This is a genomic window from Cobetia sp. QF-1 (genome assembly GCF_002213105.1).
Classification (GTDB): Bacteria; Pseudomonadota; Gammaproteobacteria; order Pseudomonadales; family Halomonadaceae; genus Cobetia; species Cobetia crustatorum.
Map to the genome: position 1 here is coordinate 1 of NZ_NBVS01000005.1, position 16,475 is coordinate 16,475.

General features: G+C 57.9%; 16 protein-coding genes. 10 read left to right on the plus strand and 6 right to left on the minus strand.

Annotated features, from left to right (window positions below; genetic code table 11):
- Positions 1-541 precede the first annotated feature (541 nt).
- Positions 542-1,750, minus strand: a complete 1,209-nt coding sequence (gene tyrS / locus CFN46_RS10465; protein ID WP_088743522.1) for a tyrosine--tRNA ligase — start codon at positions 1,748-1,750, stop codon at positions 542-544.
- A 144-nt stretch (positions 1,751-1,894) separates the two neighbouring features.
- Here tyrS and CFN46_RS10470 point away from each other — a divergent pair, with 144 nt between their 5' ends.
- Entirely contained in the window at positions 1,895-3,043 is a 1,149-nt protein-coding gene (locus CFN46_RS10470) for an anhydro-N-acetylmuramic acid kinase (RefSeq protein ID WP_088743523.1), read from the plus strand.
- A 121-nt stretch (positions 3,044-3,164) separates the two neighbouring features.
- Here the strand turns inward: CFN46_RS10470 and CFN46_RS10475 are convergent, their stop codons facing one another.
- Positions 3,165-4,319, minus strand: a complete 1,155-nt coding sequence (locus CFN46_RS10475) for a PilT/PilU family type 4a pilus ATPase (protein ID WP_088743524.1) — start codon at positions 4,317-4,319, stop codon at positions 3,165-3,167.
- A 124-nt stretch (positions 4,320-4,443) separates the two neighbouring features.
- Positions 4,444-5,475: a type IV pilus twitching motility protein PilT gene (locus tag CFN46_RS10480; protein ID WP_088743525.1), complete on the minus strand. Its 1,032-nt coding sequence runs from the start codon at positions 5,473-5,475 to the stop codon at positions 4,444-4,446.
- Positions 5,476-5,659: 184 nt separating this feature from the next.
- On the opposite strand from CFN46_RS10480, the gene CFN46_RS10485 reads away from it, so the two are divergent.
- From CFN46_RS10485 to CFN46_RS10510, 6 genes are all read left to right on the plus strand, one after another.
- On the plus strand, positions 5,660-6,397 hold the full coding sequence (locus CFN46_RS10485; RefSeq protein WP_024952173.1) for a YggS family pyridoxal phosphate-dependent enzyme: 738 nt from the start codon (positions 5,660-5,662) through the stop codon (positions 6,395-6,397).
- 109 nt (positions 6,398-6,506) lie between these two features.
- Positions 6,507-7,349, plus strand: coding sequence for a pyrroline-5-carboxylate reductase (proC, locus tag CFN46_RS10490; RefSeq protein ID WP_088743526.1), 843 nt, complete (start codon positions 6,507-6,509; stop codon positions 7,347-7,349).
- A 135-nt stretch (positions 7,350-7,484) separates the two neighbouring features.
- The gene (locus CFN46_RS10495; protein WP_024952171.1) at positions 7,485-8,066 is read left to right on the plus strand and encodes a YggT family protein; all 582 of its coding nucleotides are present in this window, start codon (positions 7,485-7,487) and stop codon (positions 8,064-8,066) included.
- Positions 8,067-8,326: 260 nt separating this feature from the next.
- On the plus strand, positions 8,327-9,520 hold the full coding sequence (locus tag CFN46_RS10500) for a homoserine O-acetyltransferase (RefSeq protein WP_088743641.1): 1,194 nt from the start codon (positions 8,327-8,329) through the stop codon (positions 9,518-9,520).
- On the plus strand, positions 9,513-10,127 hold the full coding sequence (gene metW / locus CFN46_RS10505; protein WP_088743527.1) for a methionine biosynthesis protein MetW: 615 nt from the start codon (positions 9,513-9,515) through the stop codon (positions 10,125-10,127). Before CFN46_RS10500 ends, metW begins: the two co-directional genes overlap by 8 nt.
- A 225-nt stretch (positions 10,128-10,352) precedes the next feature.
- Entirely contained in the window at positions 10,353-10,835 is a 483-nt protein-coding gene (locus tag CFN46_RS10510) for an acyl-CoA thioesterase (RefSeq protein ID WP_024952168.1), read from the plus strand.
- 156 nt (positions 10,836-10,991) lie between these two features.
- Here CFN46_RS10510 and CFN46_RS10515 read toward each other — a convergent pair whose 3' ends face one another.
- Positions 10,992-12,044 carry a ChaN family lipoprotein gene (locus tag CFN46_RS10515; protein ID WP_024952167.1) on the minus strand — a complete coding sequence of 351 codons (1,053 nt, stop codon included), beginning with the start codon at positions 12,042-12,044 and terminating at the stop codon, positions 10,992-10,994.
- A gap of 83 nt (positions 12,045-12,127) precedes the next feature.
- On the opposite strand from CFN46_RS10515, the gene CFN46_RS10520 reads away from it, so the two are divergent.
- A complete protein-coding gene (locus CFN46_RS10520; RefSeq protein ID WP_169734521.1) occupies positions 12,128-12,598 on the plus strand; it encodes a Rieske 2Fe-2S domain-containing protein in 471 nt (156 codons plus the stop codon).
- A gap of 27 nt (positions 12,599-12,625) precedes the next feature.
- Here CFN46_RS10520 and sfsA read toward each other — a convergent pair whose 3' ends face one another.
- Together sfsA and CFN46_RS10530 are read right to left on the minus strand one after the other, a co-directional pair.
- Positions 12,626-13,468: a DNA/RNA nuclease SfsA gene (gene sfsA / locus CFN46_RS10525; RefSeq protein WP_088743528.1), complete on the minus strand. Its 843-nt coding sequence runs from the start codon at positions 13,466-13,468 to the stop codon at positions 12,626-12,628.
- Positions 13,468-14,655: an aminotransferase class I/II-fold pyridoxal phosphate-dependent enzyme gene (locus CFN46_RS10530; RefSeq protein ID WP_088743529.1), complete on the minus strand. Its 1,188-nt coding sequence runs from the start codon at positions 14,653-14,655 to the stop codon at positions 13,468-13,470. Before CFN46_RS10530 ends, sfsA begins: the two co-directional genes overlap by 1 nt.
- A 274-nt stretch (positions 14,656-14,929) precedes the next feature.
- Here CFN46_RS10530 and dksA point away from each other — a divergent pair, with 274 nt between their 5' ends.
- Both dksA and gluQRS read left to right on the plus strand, forming a co-directional pair.
- Positions 14,930-15,367 carry an RNA polymerase-binding protein DksA gene (gene dksA / locus CFN46_RS10535; protein WP_024952164.1) on the plus strand — a complete coding sequence of 146 codons (438 nt, stop codon included), beginning with the start codon at positions 14,930-14,932 and terminating at the stop codon, positions 15,365-15,367.
- 130 nt (positions 15,368-15,497) lie between these two features.
- Complete coding sequence (gluQRS, locus tag CFN46_RS10540; protein WP_024952163.1) at positions 15,498-16,430, plus strand: tRNA glutamyl-Q(34) synthetase GluQRS; 933 nt, start codon at positions 15,498-15,500, stop codon at positions 16,428-16,430.
- Positions 16,431-16,475: the final 45 nt, after the last annotated feature.

A 16,475-nucleotide genomic window follows, 5' to 3' on the forward strand; every position in this document is an offset into this window, starting at 1 on the left:
GCTCCGATATTTGGTGACCTTGTCACCACTCATCGGCAAGCGCTCACACGAATTACCTGATCAAATTTTTAAAGAGCGTCGCTGTTAAGCGAGGAGGCATATTCTACTAGGAACGCTTGAGAAGTCAAGCACTTGGTGATGAGTCAGTCGACTGCCTCTAAGCATCATCAAGCAGTGAGGGGCGATGCCCGTTCACGTGTTCCGTAAGGTGTGCAGCGTATTCTAGCGAATCTGCCGGGATTGTCAAGCGATGCATTTCGAAGAGACTTGAAAAACATCAATCGAAACAATCACCTGCACACCTCTTTCACCGCTGGTAACGCCATGCGTCCCCGGCAGCGGATGCGTACTTTACGCACCGGGCCGGTTCAGCGCAAGGCTTTTTGGGCATAAATGTCACATAAACGCCAGAGAGGTATGACCCTGCGTCGCCAAGCACCCTCTACCTGCCTTTACACGCTAAATGCGAGCTCCCTCACAACGCATTCGGCCCCGCCAATAAATGGCGGGGCCGAATAGCCAGACGATAAGGGTGTTGTATTTAGCGCGTCACGATCACCCGCGCATAACGCTTCTTACCGGCCTGAATGACAATAGCGGTATCAAAAGGGGCCATATAAGACGGATCGATGACTTCACCATCTACCTTTACACGACCATTCTTGAGCATGTCCTTGGCCTGAGCACTGTTATTGGCCAGACCTGCGCGGTTAAGCACTGCCGCGATGGGGGCAACGTCAGCACCCTCTAGGCTAATCGTAATTTCAGGCAGGTCTGCGGGCAACTCACCTTCTGCCAACTGATTGCCACTGGAGAGGTGAGCCGTTGCCGCAGCACCTTCATCATGGAAGCGTGCCACCAGCTCTCGCGCTAGCTCCATCTTCACATCACGAGGATTGGCGCCCTCATCGATGCTGGCCATCAGCGCCTTCACTTCATCCAACGGACGCAGGGACAGCAACTCGAAGTAACGCCACATCAGTGAGTCAGGCATAGAGACGATCTTGTTGAACATCTCGCCAGGACGGTCATTGATGCCGATGTAGTTGCCCAGTGACTTGGACATCTTCTGCACACCGTCGAGACCCTCGAGGATAGGCATGGTAATCACGACCTGTGGCTCCTGCCCACGCTGGCGCTGCAGCTCACGTCCCATCAGCAGATTGAACTTCTGATCGGTGCCACCCAGCTCAATGTCTGCTTCTAGTGCCACGGAGTCATAACCCTGAATCAGCGGGTACAGGAACTCGTGGATGGAGATCGGCTGATTGCTCGTGTAACGCTTGTCAAAATCATCACGCTCCAGCATCCGCGCAACAGTACTGGAGGCAGCCAGTTCGATCATGTCACTGGCAGAAAGCTTGCTGATCCACTCGGAATTGAACGCGATGCGCGTCTTCTCGCGGTCGAGAATCTTGAAGACCTGCTCCTGATAAGTCAGCGCATTGGCCTTGACGTCGGCTTCAGTCAGCGGCTTGCGTGTCACGCTCTTGCCCGTCGGATCACCAATACGACCAGTGAAGTCACCGATAAGAAAGATGACCTCATGCCCGAGGTCTTGCAGCTGGCGCAGTTTATTGATCAGCACTGTATGGCCGAGGTGGAGATCGGGCGCTGTCGGGTCAAAGCCAGCCTTGATCCGCAACTTGCGTCCGGATTCAAGTTTCTTGACCAGCTCTTCCTCGACCAGCACCTCATCGGTGCCGCGCTTGATGATGTCCAGCGCTTCGACTACTGACTTATCGCTCATCCTACCCTCTCTGGCCGTTGCTGCTCCCCCCGTAGCGGGGCATGTTGACCGAGAATGTTAGCATGACGAGCATCTGGTGCACCTCCTGCTCCCCTGCTTCATGCTCGCAAGCCTCACGCCTCAATTTGATCGGGAGATCTCCCCATGGCGCTTTACCTTGGCCTGATGACTGGCACCAGCCTTGATGGGCTGGACATTGCTCTGCTCGAGATAGAGTCCAAGACCGCGGAGAAAGAGCGTATCCGCTTCGTCGATGGTCTTGATCTACCTCTTCCCGAAACATTGCGTGAATGCCTGTGGCAACTGATGCATGACGATCAAGTACGCTTTGCTGATCTTGCCAGAGCGGAGCAAGGACTGGCCGAACTTGCCGCCAGCGCTATACGGCAGTTACTTACTCGACAACAGTTGACGCCAAACGATATCTGCGCGGTCGGCAGCCATGGTCAGACTATCGAGCACCGTCCTTACGGCTTTCATATACCGCAGCAAGCTACGCCCTACACCTTGCAGCTGGATAACCCAAGCCTGCTGGCAGAGCTGTGCGGCATTGCTGTCGTCGGTGATTTCCGTCGACGTGATCTCGCTGCCGGCGGGCAAGCCGCCCCACTGGCACCTGCCTTTCACGCCGCACTGTTCAGTCAGCCGGATCAATGGCATGGATTGTTGAATCTTGGCGGTATCGCCAATCTGACCCTGCTTCCCCCCCAGAACTCGAGTGAGTCCGTGATTGGCTTTGATACGGGGCCCGCCAATTGCCTATTGGATGCCTGGCATGCCCGACACCACGGCACACCGGTAGACCACAATGGCCAGTGGGCCGCCAACGGCCGTGTTATTCCTGAACTACTCGAGGGCCTGCTGACAGCTGAGTATTTTGCCAAACCACTCCCCAAGAGCACCGGCCGCGAAGACTTTCATCTCGGCTGGCTAGAGCAACACCTCTCCGGCGATGAGACTCCTGCCGATGTGCAGGCCACACTACTGACCCTGACAGTAGAGAGCGTTGCACGCAGCCTGGAGGAAACAGGCATACCTTTACCTGCAATAACGCCTTGTGGAGGCGGTGCACGTAATCTGGCGTTAATCACGGCGCTTGAACAGCGCTTGGCAAACGGGCCGCATCCAACGCAGATCACCTATTGTGCTGAGCTGGGATGGAATGCCGACCTGCTGGAGGCAGGAGCGTTTGCGTGGCTGGCAGCTCGCCGCGTACTGGGCCGTCCTGGCAACTTGCCTAGCGTGACCGGTGCGCGTGGCTCGCGAGTCTTGGGCGGAATTTACGCTCGCTAGACGGCTCACCGGGTCGCTTCATTTCAGGCTGCCCTAATGCAAGGCTGCCGCCTCCTTTCAAATCAGGAGGCGGCAGCCTTGTGTCATGCATGGAGTGCTTTCTGATCGGCCCATTGGCTTATCAATCATCATCGTCCTGAAGCGAGAAACGGCTTGCGGCATTCAGTACATCCAGCTGCGCCTCTTGCGCACTGTCAGAATCTCCAAACTTGATCATCAGGCGCAGGTCGTTGGCAGAATCCGCATGTGCCAGCGCGACCTCTTCAGTGATCAAGCCCTGCTGATGCAATGCATAGAGCGATTGATCGAACGTCATCATGCCCAGCTGCTGGGAGCGCTTCATGACGTCCTTGATCTCGACAACTGCCCCTTTACGAATGAGATCAACGATCAGAGGTGAGCGTAACATCACTTCAATCGCCGGCACGCGCTGTGCACCATCACCACTTTTATGCGGTAGCAGTTGCTGAGCGACAATCCCCTTGAGGTTTAGCGACAGGTCCATCCAGACCTGCTCGTGGCGCTCCTCGGGGAAGAAGTGAATGATGCGGTCCAGCGCCTGATTGGCATTATTGGCATGCAGTGTCGCCAAGCACAGATGGCCTGTTTCGGCGAAGGTCAGTGCATGTTCCATGGTCTCGCGTGAGCGAATCTCACCAATCATGATCACGTCGGGCGCCTGACGCAGAGTATTGCGCAAGGCAACCTCGAAGGACTCGGTATCAATACCCACTTCGCGCTGTGTCACGATGGAGCGCTGGTGAGGATGAATATACTCGATCGGGTCTTCGATACAGATGATGTGCCCACTAGAGGTTTGATTGCGATGCTGAATCATCGACGCAAGTGAGGTGGACTTCCCGGCCCCCGTACCACCCACGAAAATCACCAATCCACGCTTGGTCTCGGAAAGCCCCTTGATGATATCAGGGAGTCGTAACTCTTCCAGGCTGGGAATCTTCAGTTGAATACGACGAATGACCATGCCCATTTGACTGCGCTGATAGAAAGCGCTAATCCGAAAACGTCCAATACCGGGCAAACTATGTGCGAAATTTGCCTCACGCTCCTTTTCGAAACGCCCTCGCTGCATGTCACTCATGGACGCGAGCACTAGCTCACGCACCTGGTCGACGCCAAGCTTCTTGTCGCCTAGCGCGATCATCCGACCATTGACCTTCATCTGAGGCGGCGTACCGGTCGAGATAAAAAGGTCGGAGCTACCTTTGTTGACCATCAACTGCAGGAGTTCCTGCAGCCATTCATGAGGAGTCATGAGTCGTTTCCCGGTCTACGCTGTTAAATCACGCTCAAATTACCGTCCCGCGAACATTAAGCACCACGATGATGCGTTCTGGGCTTGGCAACACCTACAGCACTACACACCGTTTATCGGTTCATCAGCTCAATAGGCCTTTGGCTTTTGCCTGAGCATCTTCTCTGGTCACCAATCCTTCGGCTAACAAACGATTCAGTGCGGAGTCCAGCGTTTGCATACCCAGCGCACCACCGGTCTGGATGGAGGAATACATCTGCGCCACCTTATCCTCACGAATCAGGTTACGGATGGCAGGCGTCGCCAGCAGTATCTCGTGCGCCGCCACACGGCCACCACCCACCTTCTTGAGCAGTGTCTGAGCGATAACGCCCTGCAATGACTCGGAGAGCATCGAGCGCACCATCGACTTTTCATCCCCCGGGAAGACGTCAATGATACGGTCGACCGTCTTGGTCGCGGAGGTTGTGTGCAGCGTGCCGAATACCAGATGCCCGGTCTCGGCAGCTGTCAGCGCCAAACGGATGGTTTCCAGATCCCGCAGCTCACCAACCAGAATGACGTCGGGATCCTCACGCAATGCCGAACGCAATGCTGGAGCAAAGCCGTGAGTATCACGGTGTACTTCACGCTGATTGATCAGGCAGCGCTTGGATTGATGCACGAACTCGACCGGATCCTCGATGGTCAAGATATGGTCGTACTTATTCTCATTGATATAATCGATCATGGCCGCCAGCGTGGTCGACTTACCGGAACCCGTCGGCCCCGTGACCAGAATCAGCCCGCGCGGCAGCATGCACATCTTGCGGAATGACTCCCCCAACCCCAGATCTTCCATCGATAGCACTTCCGAGGGAATGGTACGGAAAACAGCGCCGGCACCACGTCCTTGATGAAAGGCGTTGACACGGAAGCGCGACACACCCGGCACCTCGAAGGAGAAATCGGTTTCGAGGAATTCTTCAAAATCACGCCGCTGTTTGTCATTCATGATCTCGTAGATCAGCGCCCGCACCTGCTTGTCATCCATTGACGGGACATTGATACGCCGTACATCACCATCGACACGTATCATCGGTGGCAAACCTGCAGACAGGTGCAGATCCGAAGCGTTCTGCTTTGCCGAAAAAGCCAGCAGTTCGGTAATATCCATGCATATCCCTCGCGAAGACCGATGCTCTTGTATAAACGAGTCTTGTGTATGTGAAACGTGACCATTCGGTAGATGGCGCGAACACCGTAGAGCTGGAACGCCCATCGCCCGATGCTACAGCCAAAGCGCGCAGCGTCGAGCCATTGATCGTAAAGATATTCCGTAAACTTCGGAGCCGAGCCGCATGACCACAGTCCCTGATGATGAAGCCTGTGTTACTCAGTGTATCCTAGAGGCACGTGCACGACTGGAAAAGGCATTACAGACAAGTAAACGCAATGCTCATTCCGCCCAGCTATTGGCCGTAAGCAAGACCAAGCCGGCCTCCTTGTTGCGTGCCGCCTGGAATTCTGGTCAACGCGCCTTTGGCGAGAACTATCTTCAGGAGGCACTGGACAAGCAGCAAGCATTATCAGATCTCGCAGACATCGAATGGCATTTCATCGGTCCAGTTCAGTCCAACAAGACGCGCGCCATTGCCGAGCACTTCGCGTGGGTGCATACCGTGGAGCGCGACAAGATCGCTCGCCGTCTGAGCGAACAACGCCCCACAGCGCTTGAGCCACTGAATGTGTGTTTACAGGTCAATGTATCTGGAGAGGCCTCGAAGGCGGGTGTCGCGCCCGGGGAACTCATGGCGCTGGCCGAGACTGTCATGGCGCTGCCCAGCCTGAACCTGCGCGGCCTGATGGCTATTCCTGCACCTTGCCCCCTCGATTCCAGCGAGGAGGAGCAACGCGCGCCCTTCCGTCAGCTGCGCGAGATGCTGGATCAGCTGCAAGCACGCTATCCGCAGGCCGCTCTCGATACGCTCTCGATGGGCATGAGTGCTGATCTGGAAGCTGCTGTCGCCGAAGGCGCTACTCTAGTGCGTCTTGGTACTGCGATCTTTGGTGCCCGCGACTACTCAACGATATCCTGACCTTCCACCCTATTCGTCTCGATCGCTGCCAGCATTCTCGCAGCCTCGACGCTAGCTTCATCCCGCTATGACAGGCGCCTTTCAAAGCACCTAGCAACAGGAGCACTGCATGACTCGCCAGACCTCCTCAGCACCTCGCACTATCGCATTCATCGGCGCAGGCAACATGGCCAGCGCCATCTTTGGCGGCATGATCGAGGCCGGCTATCCGGCCAGTCATATCATCGCGACCGCCCGCTCCCGCGAGACGCTCGACGCCCTTGAACAGCGCTACGGCGTGAACACTACACACGATAATGCTGATGCCGTGTCACGTGCTGATGTCGTCGTATTAGGCGTCAAGCCACAGATGATGCACGACGTCTGCCAGGCACTCACGCCTGCGGTACAGGCGAAAAAACCTCTGATCGTCTCCGTGGCAGCCGGCATCACCTGCGAGAGTCTCGAGCGTTGGCTGGGCGGAGATCTCGCCGTCATTCGCTGCATGCCGAATACCCCGTCACTGGTCGGAGTGGGTGCCAGTGGCCTGTTTGCCACACCACAGGTAACTGACGAACAACGCGCACTGATGGATGACATGCTGACAGCCGTCGGCATCGTCGAATGGGTCGAGGAAGAAGGCTTGCTGGAAGCCGTGACCGGTGTGTCAGGCTCCGGCCCTGCCTACTTCTTCCTGTTCATCGAATCGCTGGAAGCGGCAGGTATCGAGCTTGGCCTGAGCGCCGAGACTGCCCGTCGCTTGGCGATTCAGACCGCACGCGGTGCCGCCGAGATGGCCTTTACCAGTGAGCATGAACCAGCAGAGCTACGACGCCGTGTCTGCTCGCCGAATGGCACCACCGAACGGGCGGTCAACAGCTTCGAGAATGACGACCTACGCGATATCGTCGCGCGTGCCGCCAAGGCCTCCAGCGTCCGCGCAGCAGAGATGGCCCGCGAACTGGATCAATAACCTGACGCCTATGACTGGCAGCACGGAGATGAACACGCCATCATGCGCTGTTCATCTCTTGTTGGCATGCTATCGGCATGACGTGCGTATTTATCGTTCGTGCCCCTCAACTCTCACCGTCTTAAGGAAAACCCCATGGGTGCTATGGGTAACATCGGACTCCAGCTGACTACCATCCTGCTGCAGCTGTTTGTCTACATACTGATGCTGCGCTTCTTGCTGCAGCTGTCACGCGCAGATTTCTACAATCCGGTCACCCAATCGGTGGTCAAGGCGACCAACCCGTTAGTGGCGCCGCTGCAAGGTATCTTGCGCCCGATGGGCCGCTTTGATATCGCCACGCTCGCCGCAGCCTTTATCGTCGTCTGCCTGGTACTGGTCGCCATTGGTGCGCTATTCGGTGGTGGAATGCTACCGGTGAGCTTCATAGCACTGACGGCACTAGGCACCATCCTCGACAGCATCATCAATATCTACTTCTTCGCGCTAATCGCGATGATCATCCTGTCGTGGGTCTCTCCCAAGGCCAACCATCCCGGTGCCATTCTCGTCCACCAGCTGGTCGACCCGATCATGAAGCCGGTGCGCAAGGTAATCCCCTCCATCGGCATGCTCGATCTGTCACCGATCTTCGTGTTCATCGCCCTCAACCTGCTCGGCAGTCTGGTCAGCCAGACGCTACCGTCACTAGGCATGCTGCGCAGCGCCTTCGGTTGATAACAGCACGCAAGGCCTGCCCGCCAGGTTCTTAACGCCAGTTCTCTTGCGCCCGTTGCGAATTTTCGTCGCGGGCGCTTGTGCGTCTGCACCATTCCACTGGCTCACGCACGAACAGCGCTGTGCTAGAGTTAGCCCTCGGCCGGAGCGGTCATTACGGTGCACGAGACGCCCACAAGGCGCATCACCGCACTCCGCGCCCAGGACACGGGTAACGCCCGAACACTCTGCTGGACATGATGCTGGAAACCTTCACTACGATGCCTGATTCCCTGCCCCCGGATTCGGTCGGTCTGGTCACGCCTCAGACCGCTCACTTCGACATCCCCCTGGCGCTAGCTTGCGGCAGACGCCTTGAGCAGTATTCGCTGGTCTACGAGACCTACGGCGAGCTGAACGCTGACGCCAGCAACGCTATTCTGATCTGCCACGCCCTGACCGGCCACCATCACGCTGCCGGCTACCACACCATGGGTGATCGCAAACCCGGCTGGTGGGACGACTATATCGGCCCAGGCAAACCCATCGACACCGCGCGCTTCTTTGTCATCTCGCTGAATAACATCGGTGGCTGTCATGGCAGCACTGGCCCCACCTCGATCAACCCCGATACTGACGAACAGTGGGGGCCCGACTTCCCGCTGGTGACTGTGCCCGATTGGGTCGAAAGCCAGAAGCGCCTCGCGGAACGCCTCGGCATCACTCGTTTCGCAGCCGTGGTCGGCGGATCACTGGGGGGCATGCAAGCCCTGCAGTGGACACTGGATCACCCTGAGCGCGTCGGTCATGTCGCCATTGTTGCCTGTACGCCGAAACTCTCTGCGCAGAACATCGCCTTCAATGAGGTCGCGCGCCAGGCCATCCGCTCTGATCCGGAATTCCATGACGGCTGGTACGCGCGAGTGGATGCAATGCCCAAGCGCGGCCTGAAGCTAGCGCGTATGGTTGGCCACATCACCTATCTTTCTGAACATTCGATGGGCACCAAATTCGGACGTGATCTGCGCCAGGACCGCCTCAATTTCGGGTATGACGTCGATTTCCAGGTCGAGAGCTACCTGCGTCACCAAGGGGATACTTTCTCCACTGCTTTCGACGCCAATACCTATCTACTGATGACCAAGGCATTGGATTACTTCGATCCGGCCGCCGAGGCCGGCGATGACCTCGCTGCCGCCATGAAACCGATCAGCTGCCCGATACTCGTCGTCAGCTTCACTACCGATTGGCGCTTCACTCCCTCACGCTCTCGTGAACTGGTCAACGCCATGATTCATGCTGGCAAGTCGGTCAGCTACGCGAATATTGATTCGCCTCATGGTCACGACGCCTTCCTGTTACCGGGGGAGCGCTATGAGGCAGTACTGGGTAACTTCCTGACCCGTGCGCATGATCAAGCCAACCGTGAATCAGCGGCACGATGCGCTACCGCGCAGGAGACATCCCATGCGTAATGACCTCGCCCAGATTCATGACTGGATCCCAAACGGCGCGCGCGTGCTCGACCTCGCCTGTGGTGATGGCACGCTGCTGGCCTCGCTAGCCGAGCAGAAGCAAGTGTTCGGTTATGGGCTCGAAATCGACCCGCACAACATCAACGCCTGTGTCGCACGCGGCGTCAACGTCATCGAACAGAACGTCGATGACGGCCTGGCCAATTTCGCCGACGACACCTTCGATCGCGTGGTGATGTCACAGGCCTTGCAAGTCTTGAAGCGGCCAGACCGCGCCCTTGAGGAGATGATGCGTGTCTCGCGAGAGGCCATCATCACCTTCCCTAACTTCGCTTACTGGCGCCATCGCCTGCACCTCGGACTCAAGGGGCGCATGCCGGTCTCCAAATCGTTACCGCACGCTTGGTACGATACGCCCAATATCCACCTGTCGACCTTTGCCGACTTCGAGCGCCTGTGCCGTGATCAGGGTCTCAAGATCATCGATTGTGCGGTGGGCAACGGTGATCACGAACCACATCCGGCAGCGACCTGGTGGCCAAATCTATTTGGTGAAGTCGCCATTTTTCGCGTCTGTCGCGATAACTGCGCATCGCTAGAGCGTTAACCTCCCCCAAGTCTCAAACGCAACAATACAGAGGCCCGCGGGGGAATCCTGCGAGCCTCTGTGCGCCAACGCTGCACTTCCCTCTCTCTCGATCGATAGTCGTGCACTATCTTGGCGATGACAGACAGTCGCAACTAAAGTCTATATACTTTCGGGGTAAACGCAGCAGAGGATCGCGACCTGCACTTCCGGTGAAGATGCATCGCCATCCCTAGGAGAGAGCGCATGAACTTCCATACCCGCAAGTGGGTCAAGCCCGAAGATCTCAACCCCAATGGCACCCTGTTCGGTGGACGCCTGCTGGCCTGGATCGATGAAGAAGCCGCCATCTACGCCATTGTTCAGCTGGGAACTTCCCGCGTGGTCACCAAGTTCATGTCGGAGATCAACTTCGTTTCCAGTGCACGCCAAGGCGATATCATCGAGCTAGGTATTACTGCCAGCGCCTTCGGTCGCACCTCCATCTCGCTGTGCGTCGAGATCCGCAACAAGATCACCCGCGAACGTATTCTGACTATCGACCGAATTGTGCTGGTCAGTGTCGACGCCGACTTCAAGCCGGTCCCGCATGACCGCACGCGCATTACCTATATCGAAGACCGCTTTCGTGAACAGTCCGCTAACAATGACAGCCAGGACGAGCCAATCCCGCAAAAAGCCACGCGTCGTCGCGCGGAAGGCACATCTGCAACCGGCACTGACACCTAGAGCCTCGTGACGGAGCTTTCGCCCCGCCGTCTGAAATAAATTTCAGCCAATAGGGCATCAAAGAGCGGAACGTAAAGCATGGAACGCAAAAGGCACCCCCAACGGGAGGTGCCTTTTTTGTGGCCGAGCATTATCGACCAGATCAATACCGGATTCTCAGCTGGCAGATATCTCACTCGCTTCGCGTAGACCTGCACATGCCTCTTTCAGCGGTGTCCGCGCCGGTGTGAACCACACTAGATCATAGGCCGGTGCTGCACCGGCACTCTCGGGCAAGTAATCTTTCAATCGCGTCAGCGGCTGACCATTATCATCCCAGGCAACCGGCATCAAGGCAACGGACAGTGCCTTGCCCTCCAGCCAGCGTGGCACACCGATGTCACGACGCGCATGACCGTTGCCACAAACGAGCAGTGCCGTCGAATCATTGGCCGCCAGTGCATCCAGCCGCTCCGCCATTTGCTTGTCGCGTGCCAACTGGCCACGCAACATCGCATCCAGGCGTTCTGGCGGCAACAGACCACAGTGCCCCTCATCCAGCGCTTCTCTCTGCAGACGCAGTACCGCTTCTGGCAAAGCTAGCGCAGCCTGCCCCGGCGCCATAACATCCTGTACCTGTGTCACTGACAGACTCGCTGCTGACAGCGGCACACCGCTATCCAGAGTACTGCGCACCAGCGGAGCGTAATCAGTAAATGCCCAACGCGCATCCCATGCCAGCAATTGCTTCAGCTCTTCATCCGGCAGGCCTGCCACGGCAAGCGAGGTCCGATTAGCCAGCGACAACGCTGCATCCTGAGTCGTATCGAGCATCTCCAACGCCACCCCGCCTAGCCGCTTACGCGTGGCCAGCGCCTCAATCAGCCAACGCTCCAGCTGATGATGATCCGGGTTGTCATGGTGCTCCCCCAGCAGTACCAGTGGATGCGTCTGACTCCAGTCGACCAGCGCACTCGGCGACAGGCGGCGATTACCCTCGGCAACAAGAATACTGCCTAGCAAGGGATGCGACGCCTTGGGATCATGCCAGGCAGGTAGTGGCGGCAGCGGCCCCATGGCAGTCTGACCAGATGCACGGGCAAGCGAGCTGCCTAGCAGCGAAAATCCACCAGCAGAGACCGCCATTCCCGCCAGCAATTGACGACGACTGATGCCAGCAGCGGTATCGCGAGTAGAACGGTAAGAAGTCGAACGATGAAATAGCGACATGAAAATGACCAGACGTGAAGGAAACGGTAAAACGCACAAGAAAACATACTGTCCCAGCAATGATAACCGATGCGAGCCACCCCATGTCCGAAAGCCCACCATCACGCCGCTCAACGTTGCTTGGCTCGACACAGGAATGCCGGGCGCTGGAGTCCGTGCAGCAGATGCCGCAATTGATTCTGCCGTATCCTGAGCTGCCTGTCGGGCACAGCTGTGCCGTGCAACTTGAAGATGGCCGCGCTGCGTTGCTGGTCATGCTGGAAGCGGGGCCGCGCGCATATCTGGACCGCTGCCCACATCGCGGCAGTCGGCTGATGGCAGAGGCTGATGCAAACCACGAGCAACAGGACCCGTACATGGATGCCACTGGCGGGCTGATCCTGTGTCATCGCCATCAGGCCTGCTTCGAGCCTCAGCACGGCGTTTGTGTGAGCGGCCCTTGCCTGGGTGAGCGTCTGATCGCGCTGCGCGTGGAGATACGGCAAAGCGACGACAGACAGCTTAACCAGCACTGGCTTGTGCTGTGGGATGGCGAGACGGGTACCGAAGCGTAAGAAAGCCGAGTCATCGTCAGCCGCCGGTCAGATATCAAAACTGTGCAGATGCAGTGGCAATGCACGCGTCAACGCCATCTGCGCCCGCCACAGCGGTTGTCCGAGGGCATCCTCATAGGACGCTATCTGAATCTGCATGCTCAGCGCCAATACCTCGACACCAGCCGCCTGCGCTTCAACAAAGGCCTGTGCATAACGTGGATCAAGATGCGCTGCAGGTGCAACATTCTCAATGCCGTCATGCGCAACACAGAAGACCAGCACACAGCGATGTCCCGCTGCGACCAGCGCTGCCAGACTGGCGAGGTGACGACGCGCACGCACGCTGACCGAGTCCGGAAAGTAGCCATGCCCATCGACTTCACGCAGCGTGACCTGCTTGACCTCCAGATAGGTGGAGGCAGCTTGCTCCTCTACCGGCCACATCAAGAAATCGAGTCGCGAACGCTCCGGCGTCTCGCTGCCCGCAGGCGTCACCTCAACCCGCGCTTCACGCTCAAGCCGTACGAACGATGCAAGACCCATTGTCTTGAGCACTGCCAGCTCACCCGCCCGCAATACTGCCTCGACATGTGCATTGGCGCGTCCGGTGTGCACGCTGACCAGCGCATCTTGCTGCCCTGCGACGCCTGATGGCACGAGCGGCAGGCGAATCAATTCCCAGGTCCAGGCAAGCTTGCGCTTGGGATTATCAGAGGGCGATAACCACACCTCGCAACCCTCCATGCACACTGCACGCATCGAGCCGGTATTGGGGCAGTGTGCCGTCACCACCTCACCGCCGCGCGGACCTTCAAGCAGTTCCACCTCGGCAAAGAAGCGCTTGTAGCGACGCAATAGCCGCCCGCGATACAAACCCTCCAACACCATTAGACCGACACCTCGCCACACTGAACAGCGCGACGCGACAGAAAGCGCTCAAATCGTGCCAACGCCTCGACAAGCCGTGCTTCATCCGCCGTGAAGGCGATACGTACATGGCGATGTCCTTCAGCCAAGGCAAAGTCAGTTCCCGGCGTGATGGCAACATTTTCCTCTTCGAGCAATGCACGGCAGAAGGCTTCACTGTCATCACTCAGGCGACTGATATCCAGCCAGACATAAAATGCCCCTTGTGGCGGCACCGAGGGTGCCAGCCCAAGACGCTCAAGGCCTTCGAGCAGCACGCTACGCCGCCCTTCAAGCACCTGACGACGACGTTCCAACTCCGCCTCACATTCCGGCGTGAATGCAGCGAGCGCAGCGTGTTGCGCGGGCGTGGAGGCCGCCAGGAAGACATTCTGCGCAAGACGCGAGAGCGGCTCGACCGCAGCTTCGGGCGCCACCAGCCATCCCAACCGCCAACCCGTCATGCCGAAGTATTTGGAGAAGCTGTTGATCACGAAGGCCTCAGGGCAGTCCGCCAGCGCAGTATGTGATGCCACACCGTAGGTCAGCCCCTGATAGATTTCATCCACCAGCAGGTGCGCGCCACGTGTGCGGCATAATTCGCCAAGCTCACCCAATTGTGTGGGCGACAACACGTGGCCAGTGGGGTTGGAGGGCGACGCCACCATCACTGCGCGAGTATTTTTGCGCCAATGTGCTTCGGCAAGTTCAGCGGTCAGCTGCCAGCCACTCTCGGCATCCACCGGTACCGTATGCAACTCAGCTTCGACCAGCCCCATGAAGTGGCGATTGCATGGATAGGTCGGGTCTGCCATCAATACACTGTCACCGCGCTCGGCACATAGCAGCGTCGCCAGCAACAGCGCACCGGAAGCTCCCGGTGTCACGATGATGCGCGACGGCGATACCATCACACCGTGGCGCCGCGCGTAGTCGGCGGCGATGGCTTCACGCAATGCTGGTAGACCACAGGCTGGCGTATAGCGTGTGTGCCCCGCGGCCAATGCAGCCTGCCCAGCAGCGATAACCGGTGCAGGTGTAGGGAAGTCCGGCTCACCAACTTCAAGATGGATAACATCGTGCCCGCAAGCTTCGCGCGCCTGCGCAGCTTCCAACAATGTCATCACACGAAAGGCGGCGACAGATTCGAGACGGCGAGCAAACGGCATGACAACACTCCTCAGGGCTTGAGCCCCATTCTAGGCGCCGTCCCGCTACCATTCCCACCCCTTATTCGCATGAAAATCATCCTCGTTTCCCAGGCCCACACACATCAATCGCTACCAACTATCGTCGGAGATCTGTTGCAAACTTGTCACTTTTACGCTAAATAAGCTGATCTTCTCGCGAGGGCAGCAGTCAGGACAGCCCCCTCGCCGTGGCCAAGGAGGCAGTGCATCTAGCTGTCGATGGCCCAAGTCACCTGCGGAATGAGGCGGTCCCATGTCAGTAGCTGAAACAAAGCCGGAAGCGCTTAAGAAATTCACCCCATATGAGCCGGCAGCGGGTGAAGAATATATGAATGAAAAGCAGCTGGGGCACTTCCGCCAGATCCTGCTGGACTGGAAACAAGAGCTGATGGAAGAGGTCGATCGGACCGTACGCCATCTGCAGGAAGATGCGAACAACTATGCTGACCCTGCAGACCGCGCAACTCAGGAAGAAGGCTTCAGCCTCGAACTGAGAACACGTGACCGTGAGCGCAAGCTGCTCAAGAAGATCAACGAGACCATCGATAATATCGATGAGGACGACTATGGCTTCTGTGACGCCTGTGGCGTCGAAATCGGCATCCGTCGCCTGGAAGCACGTCCGACCGCCACTCAGTGCGTCGACTGCAAGACCTTGGCCGAGCTGAAGGAAAAGCAGCTGGGCCGCTAAGCCCAGCTGTCGGTATATCGACGGCTCTTCGTCGATATGACTTCCCATACGGGCACCCTCCTCGGAGCGGTGCCCGTATGCGTTTATCACTTTTAAACTGCCGATCATGACGGATGCCGGAGCCTTCCCAATGCCTACCGCCTACCGTGGCCGTTTCGCCCCCACCCCTTCTGGCCCCCTACATGCCGGATCCCTGCTAACCGCCGTCGCCAGCTATCTCGATGCCCGTCATCACGATGGCGAATGGCTGGTGCGTGTCGAAGATATCGATCTGCCGCGCTGTCCTTCTGGTGCCGCCGATACCATTCTGCGCCAACTAGAGGCCTTCGGCCTTGAGTGGGATACCGACACACCAGACATGACTCACGACGTGCGCTATCAAAGCCACAGAAATGACGCTTACGCGACAGCGCTGGAGCAGCTAAAAGCCAGCTGCGTTGTCTATCCTTGTGACTGTTCGCGTAAGCAATGGCGTGGCTTTTCGCTTTATCCCGGCTGGTGTCGTACGCGTAGTACACCCCCTTGTGGCGCGCATGCCTGGCGACTCGATATTCGCGCGGCAGAACAGTGGGGCGGGAATGCCGCGGTCGCGGGCTGGGAGGACCGCCTGCAAGGCCACGTGCAACTCGATCTCGCCACCCTTGGTGACGTGGTACTCAAGCGCAGGGACAGCCTCTGGGCCTATCAGTTAGCAGTCGTCGTGGACGATGCTGATCAGGGCATTACCGACGTGGTGCGCGGTCTTGATCTGCTTGATAACAGCCCATGGCAGCGCCTGCTTCAAGCAGCGCTAGGGCTTCCCATGCCGAGCCTGACCCACCTACCCCTGATCACTGCAGACAATGGCCAGAAGCTTTCCAAACAGAACCTGGCACCCGCGCTACCAGAGGCACCAGATGCTATCCGCCAGCGACTGCATCACACCTTGAAGCTGTTGGGGCAGCACCCACCAAACGAGCTAGTGGATGCTAGCCCCGCAGAGCAACTAGCCCATGCCATCCCGCGCTGGTCACTCGCTGCCGTGGGAAAAGCGACCGCGTTGAGCGCGTCAGCTCCCTCCTGACAACCGTGCCCTGACAGCCACGATTGTCGGATTGCCTCCTCTGAG

Coding starts and splice junctions, on each gene's coding strand:
- tyrS (WP_088743522.1), bottom strand. CDS start 1,750: ATGAGCGATAAGTCAGTAGTCGAAGCGCTGGACATCATCAAGCGCGGC.
- CFN46_RS10470 (WP_088743523.1), top strand. CDS start 1,895: ATGGCGCTTTACCTTGGCCTGATGACTGGCACCAGCCTTGATGGGCTG.
- CFN46_RS10475 (WP_088743524.1), bottom strand. CDS start 4,319: ATGACTCCTCATGAATGGCTGCAGGAACTCCTGCAGTTGATGGTCAAC.
- CFN46_RS10480 (WP_088743525.1), bottom strand. CDS start 5,475: ATGGATATTACCGAACTGCTGGCTTTTTCGGCAAAGCAGAACGCTTCG.
- CFN46_RS10485 (WP_024952173.1), top strand. CDS start 5,660: ATGACCACAGTCCCTGATGATGAAGCCTGTGTTACTCAGTGTATCCTA.
- proC (WP_088743526.1), top strand. CDS start 6,507: ATGACTCGCCAGACCTCCTCAGCACCTCGCACTATCGCATTCATCGGC.
- CFN46_RS10495 (WP_024952171.1), top strand. CDS start 7,485: ATGGGTGCTATGGGTAACATCGGACTCCAGCTGACTACCATCCTGCTG.
- CFN46_RS10500 (WP_088743641.1), top strand. CDS start 8,327: ATGCCTGATTCCCTGCCCCCGGATTCGGTCGGTCTGGTCACGCCTCAG.
- metW (WP_088743527.1), top strand. CDS start 9,513: ATGCGTAATGACCTCGCCCAGATTCATGACTGGATCCCAAACGGCGCG.
- CFN46_RS10510 (WP_024952168.1), top strand. CDS start 10,353: ATGAACTTCCATACCCGCAAGTGGGTCAAGCCCGAAGATCTCAACCCC.
- CFN46_RS10515 (WP_024952167.1), bottom strand. CDS start 12,044: ATGTCGCTATTTCATCGTTCGACTTCTTACCGTTCTACTCGCGATACC.
- CFN46_RS10520 (WP_169734521.1), top strand. CDS start 12,128: ATGTCCGAAAGCCCACCATCACGCCGCTCAACGTTGCTTGGCTCGACA.
- sfsA (WP_088743528.1), bottom strand. CDS start 13,468: ATGGTGTTGGAGGGTTTGTATCGCGGGCGGCTATTGCGTCGCTACAAG.
- CFN46_RS10530 (WP_088743529.1), bottom strand. CDS start 14,655: ATGCCGTTTGCTCGCCGTCTCGAATCTGTCGCCGCCTTTCGTGTGATG.
- dksA (WP_024952164.1), top strand. CDS start 14,930: ATGTCAGTAGCTGAAACAAAGCCGGAAGCGCTTAAGAAATTCACCCCA.
- gluQRS (WP_024952163.1), top strand. CDS start 15,498: ATGCCTACCGCCTACCGTGGCCGTTTCGCCCCCACCCCTTCTGGCCCC.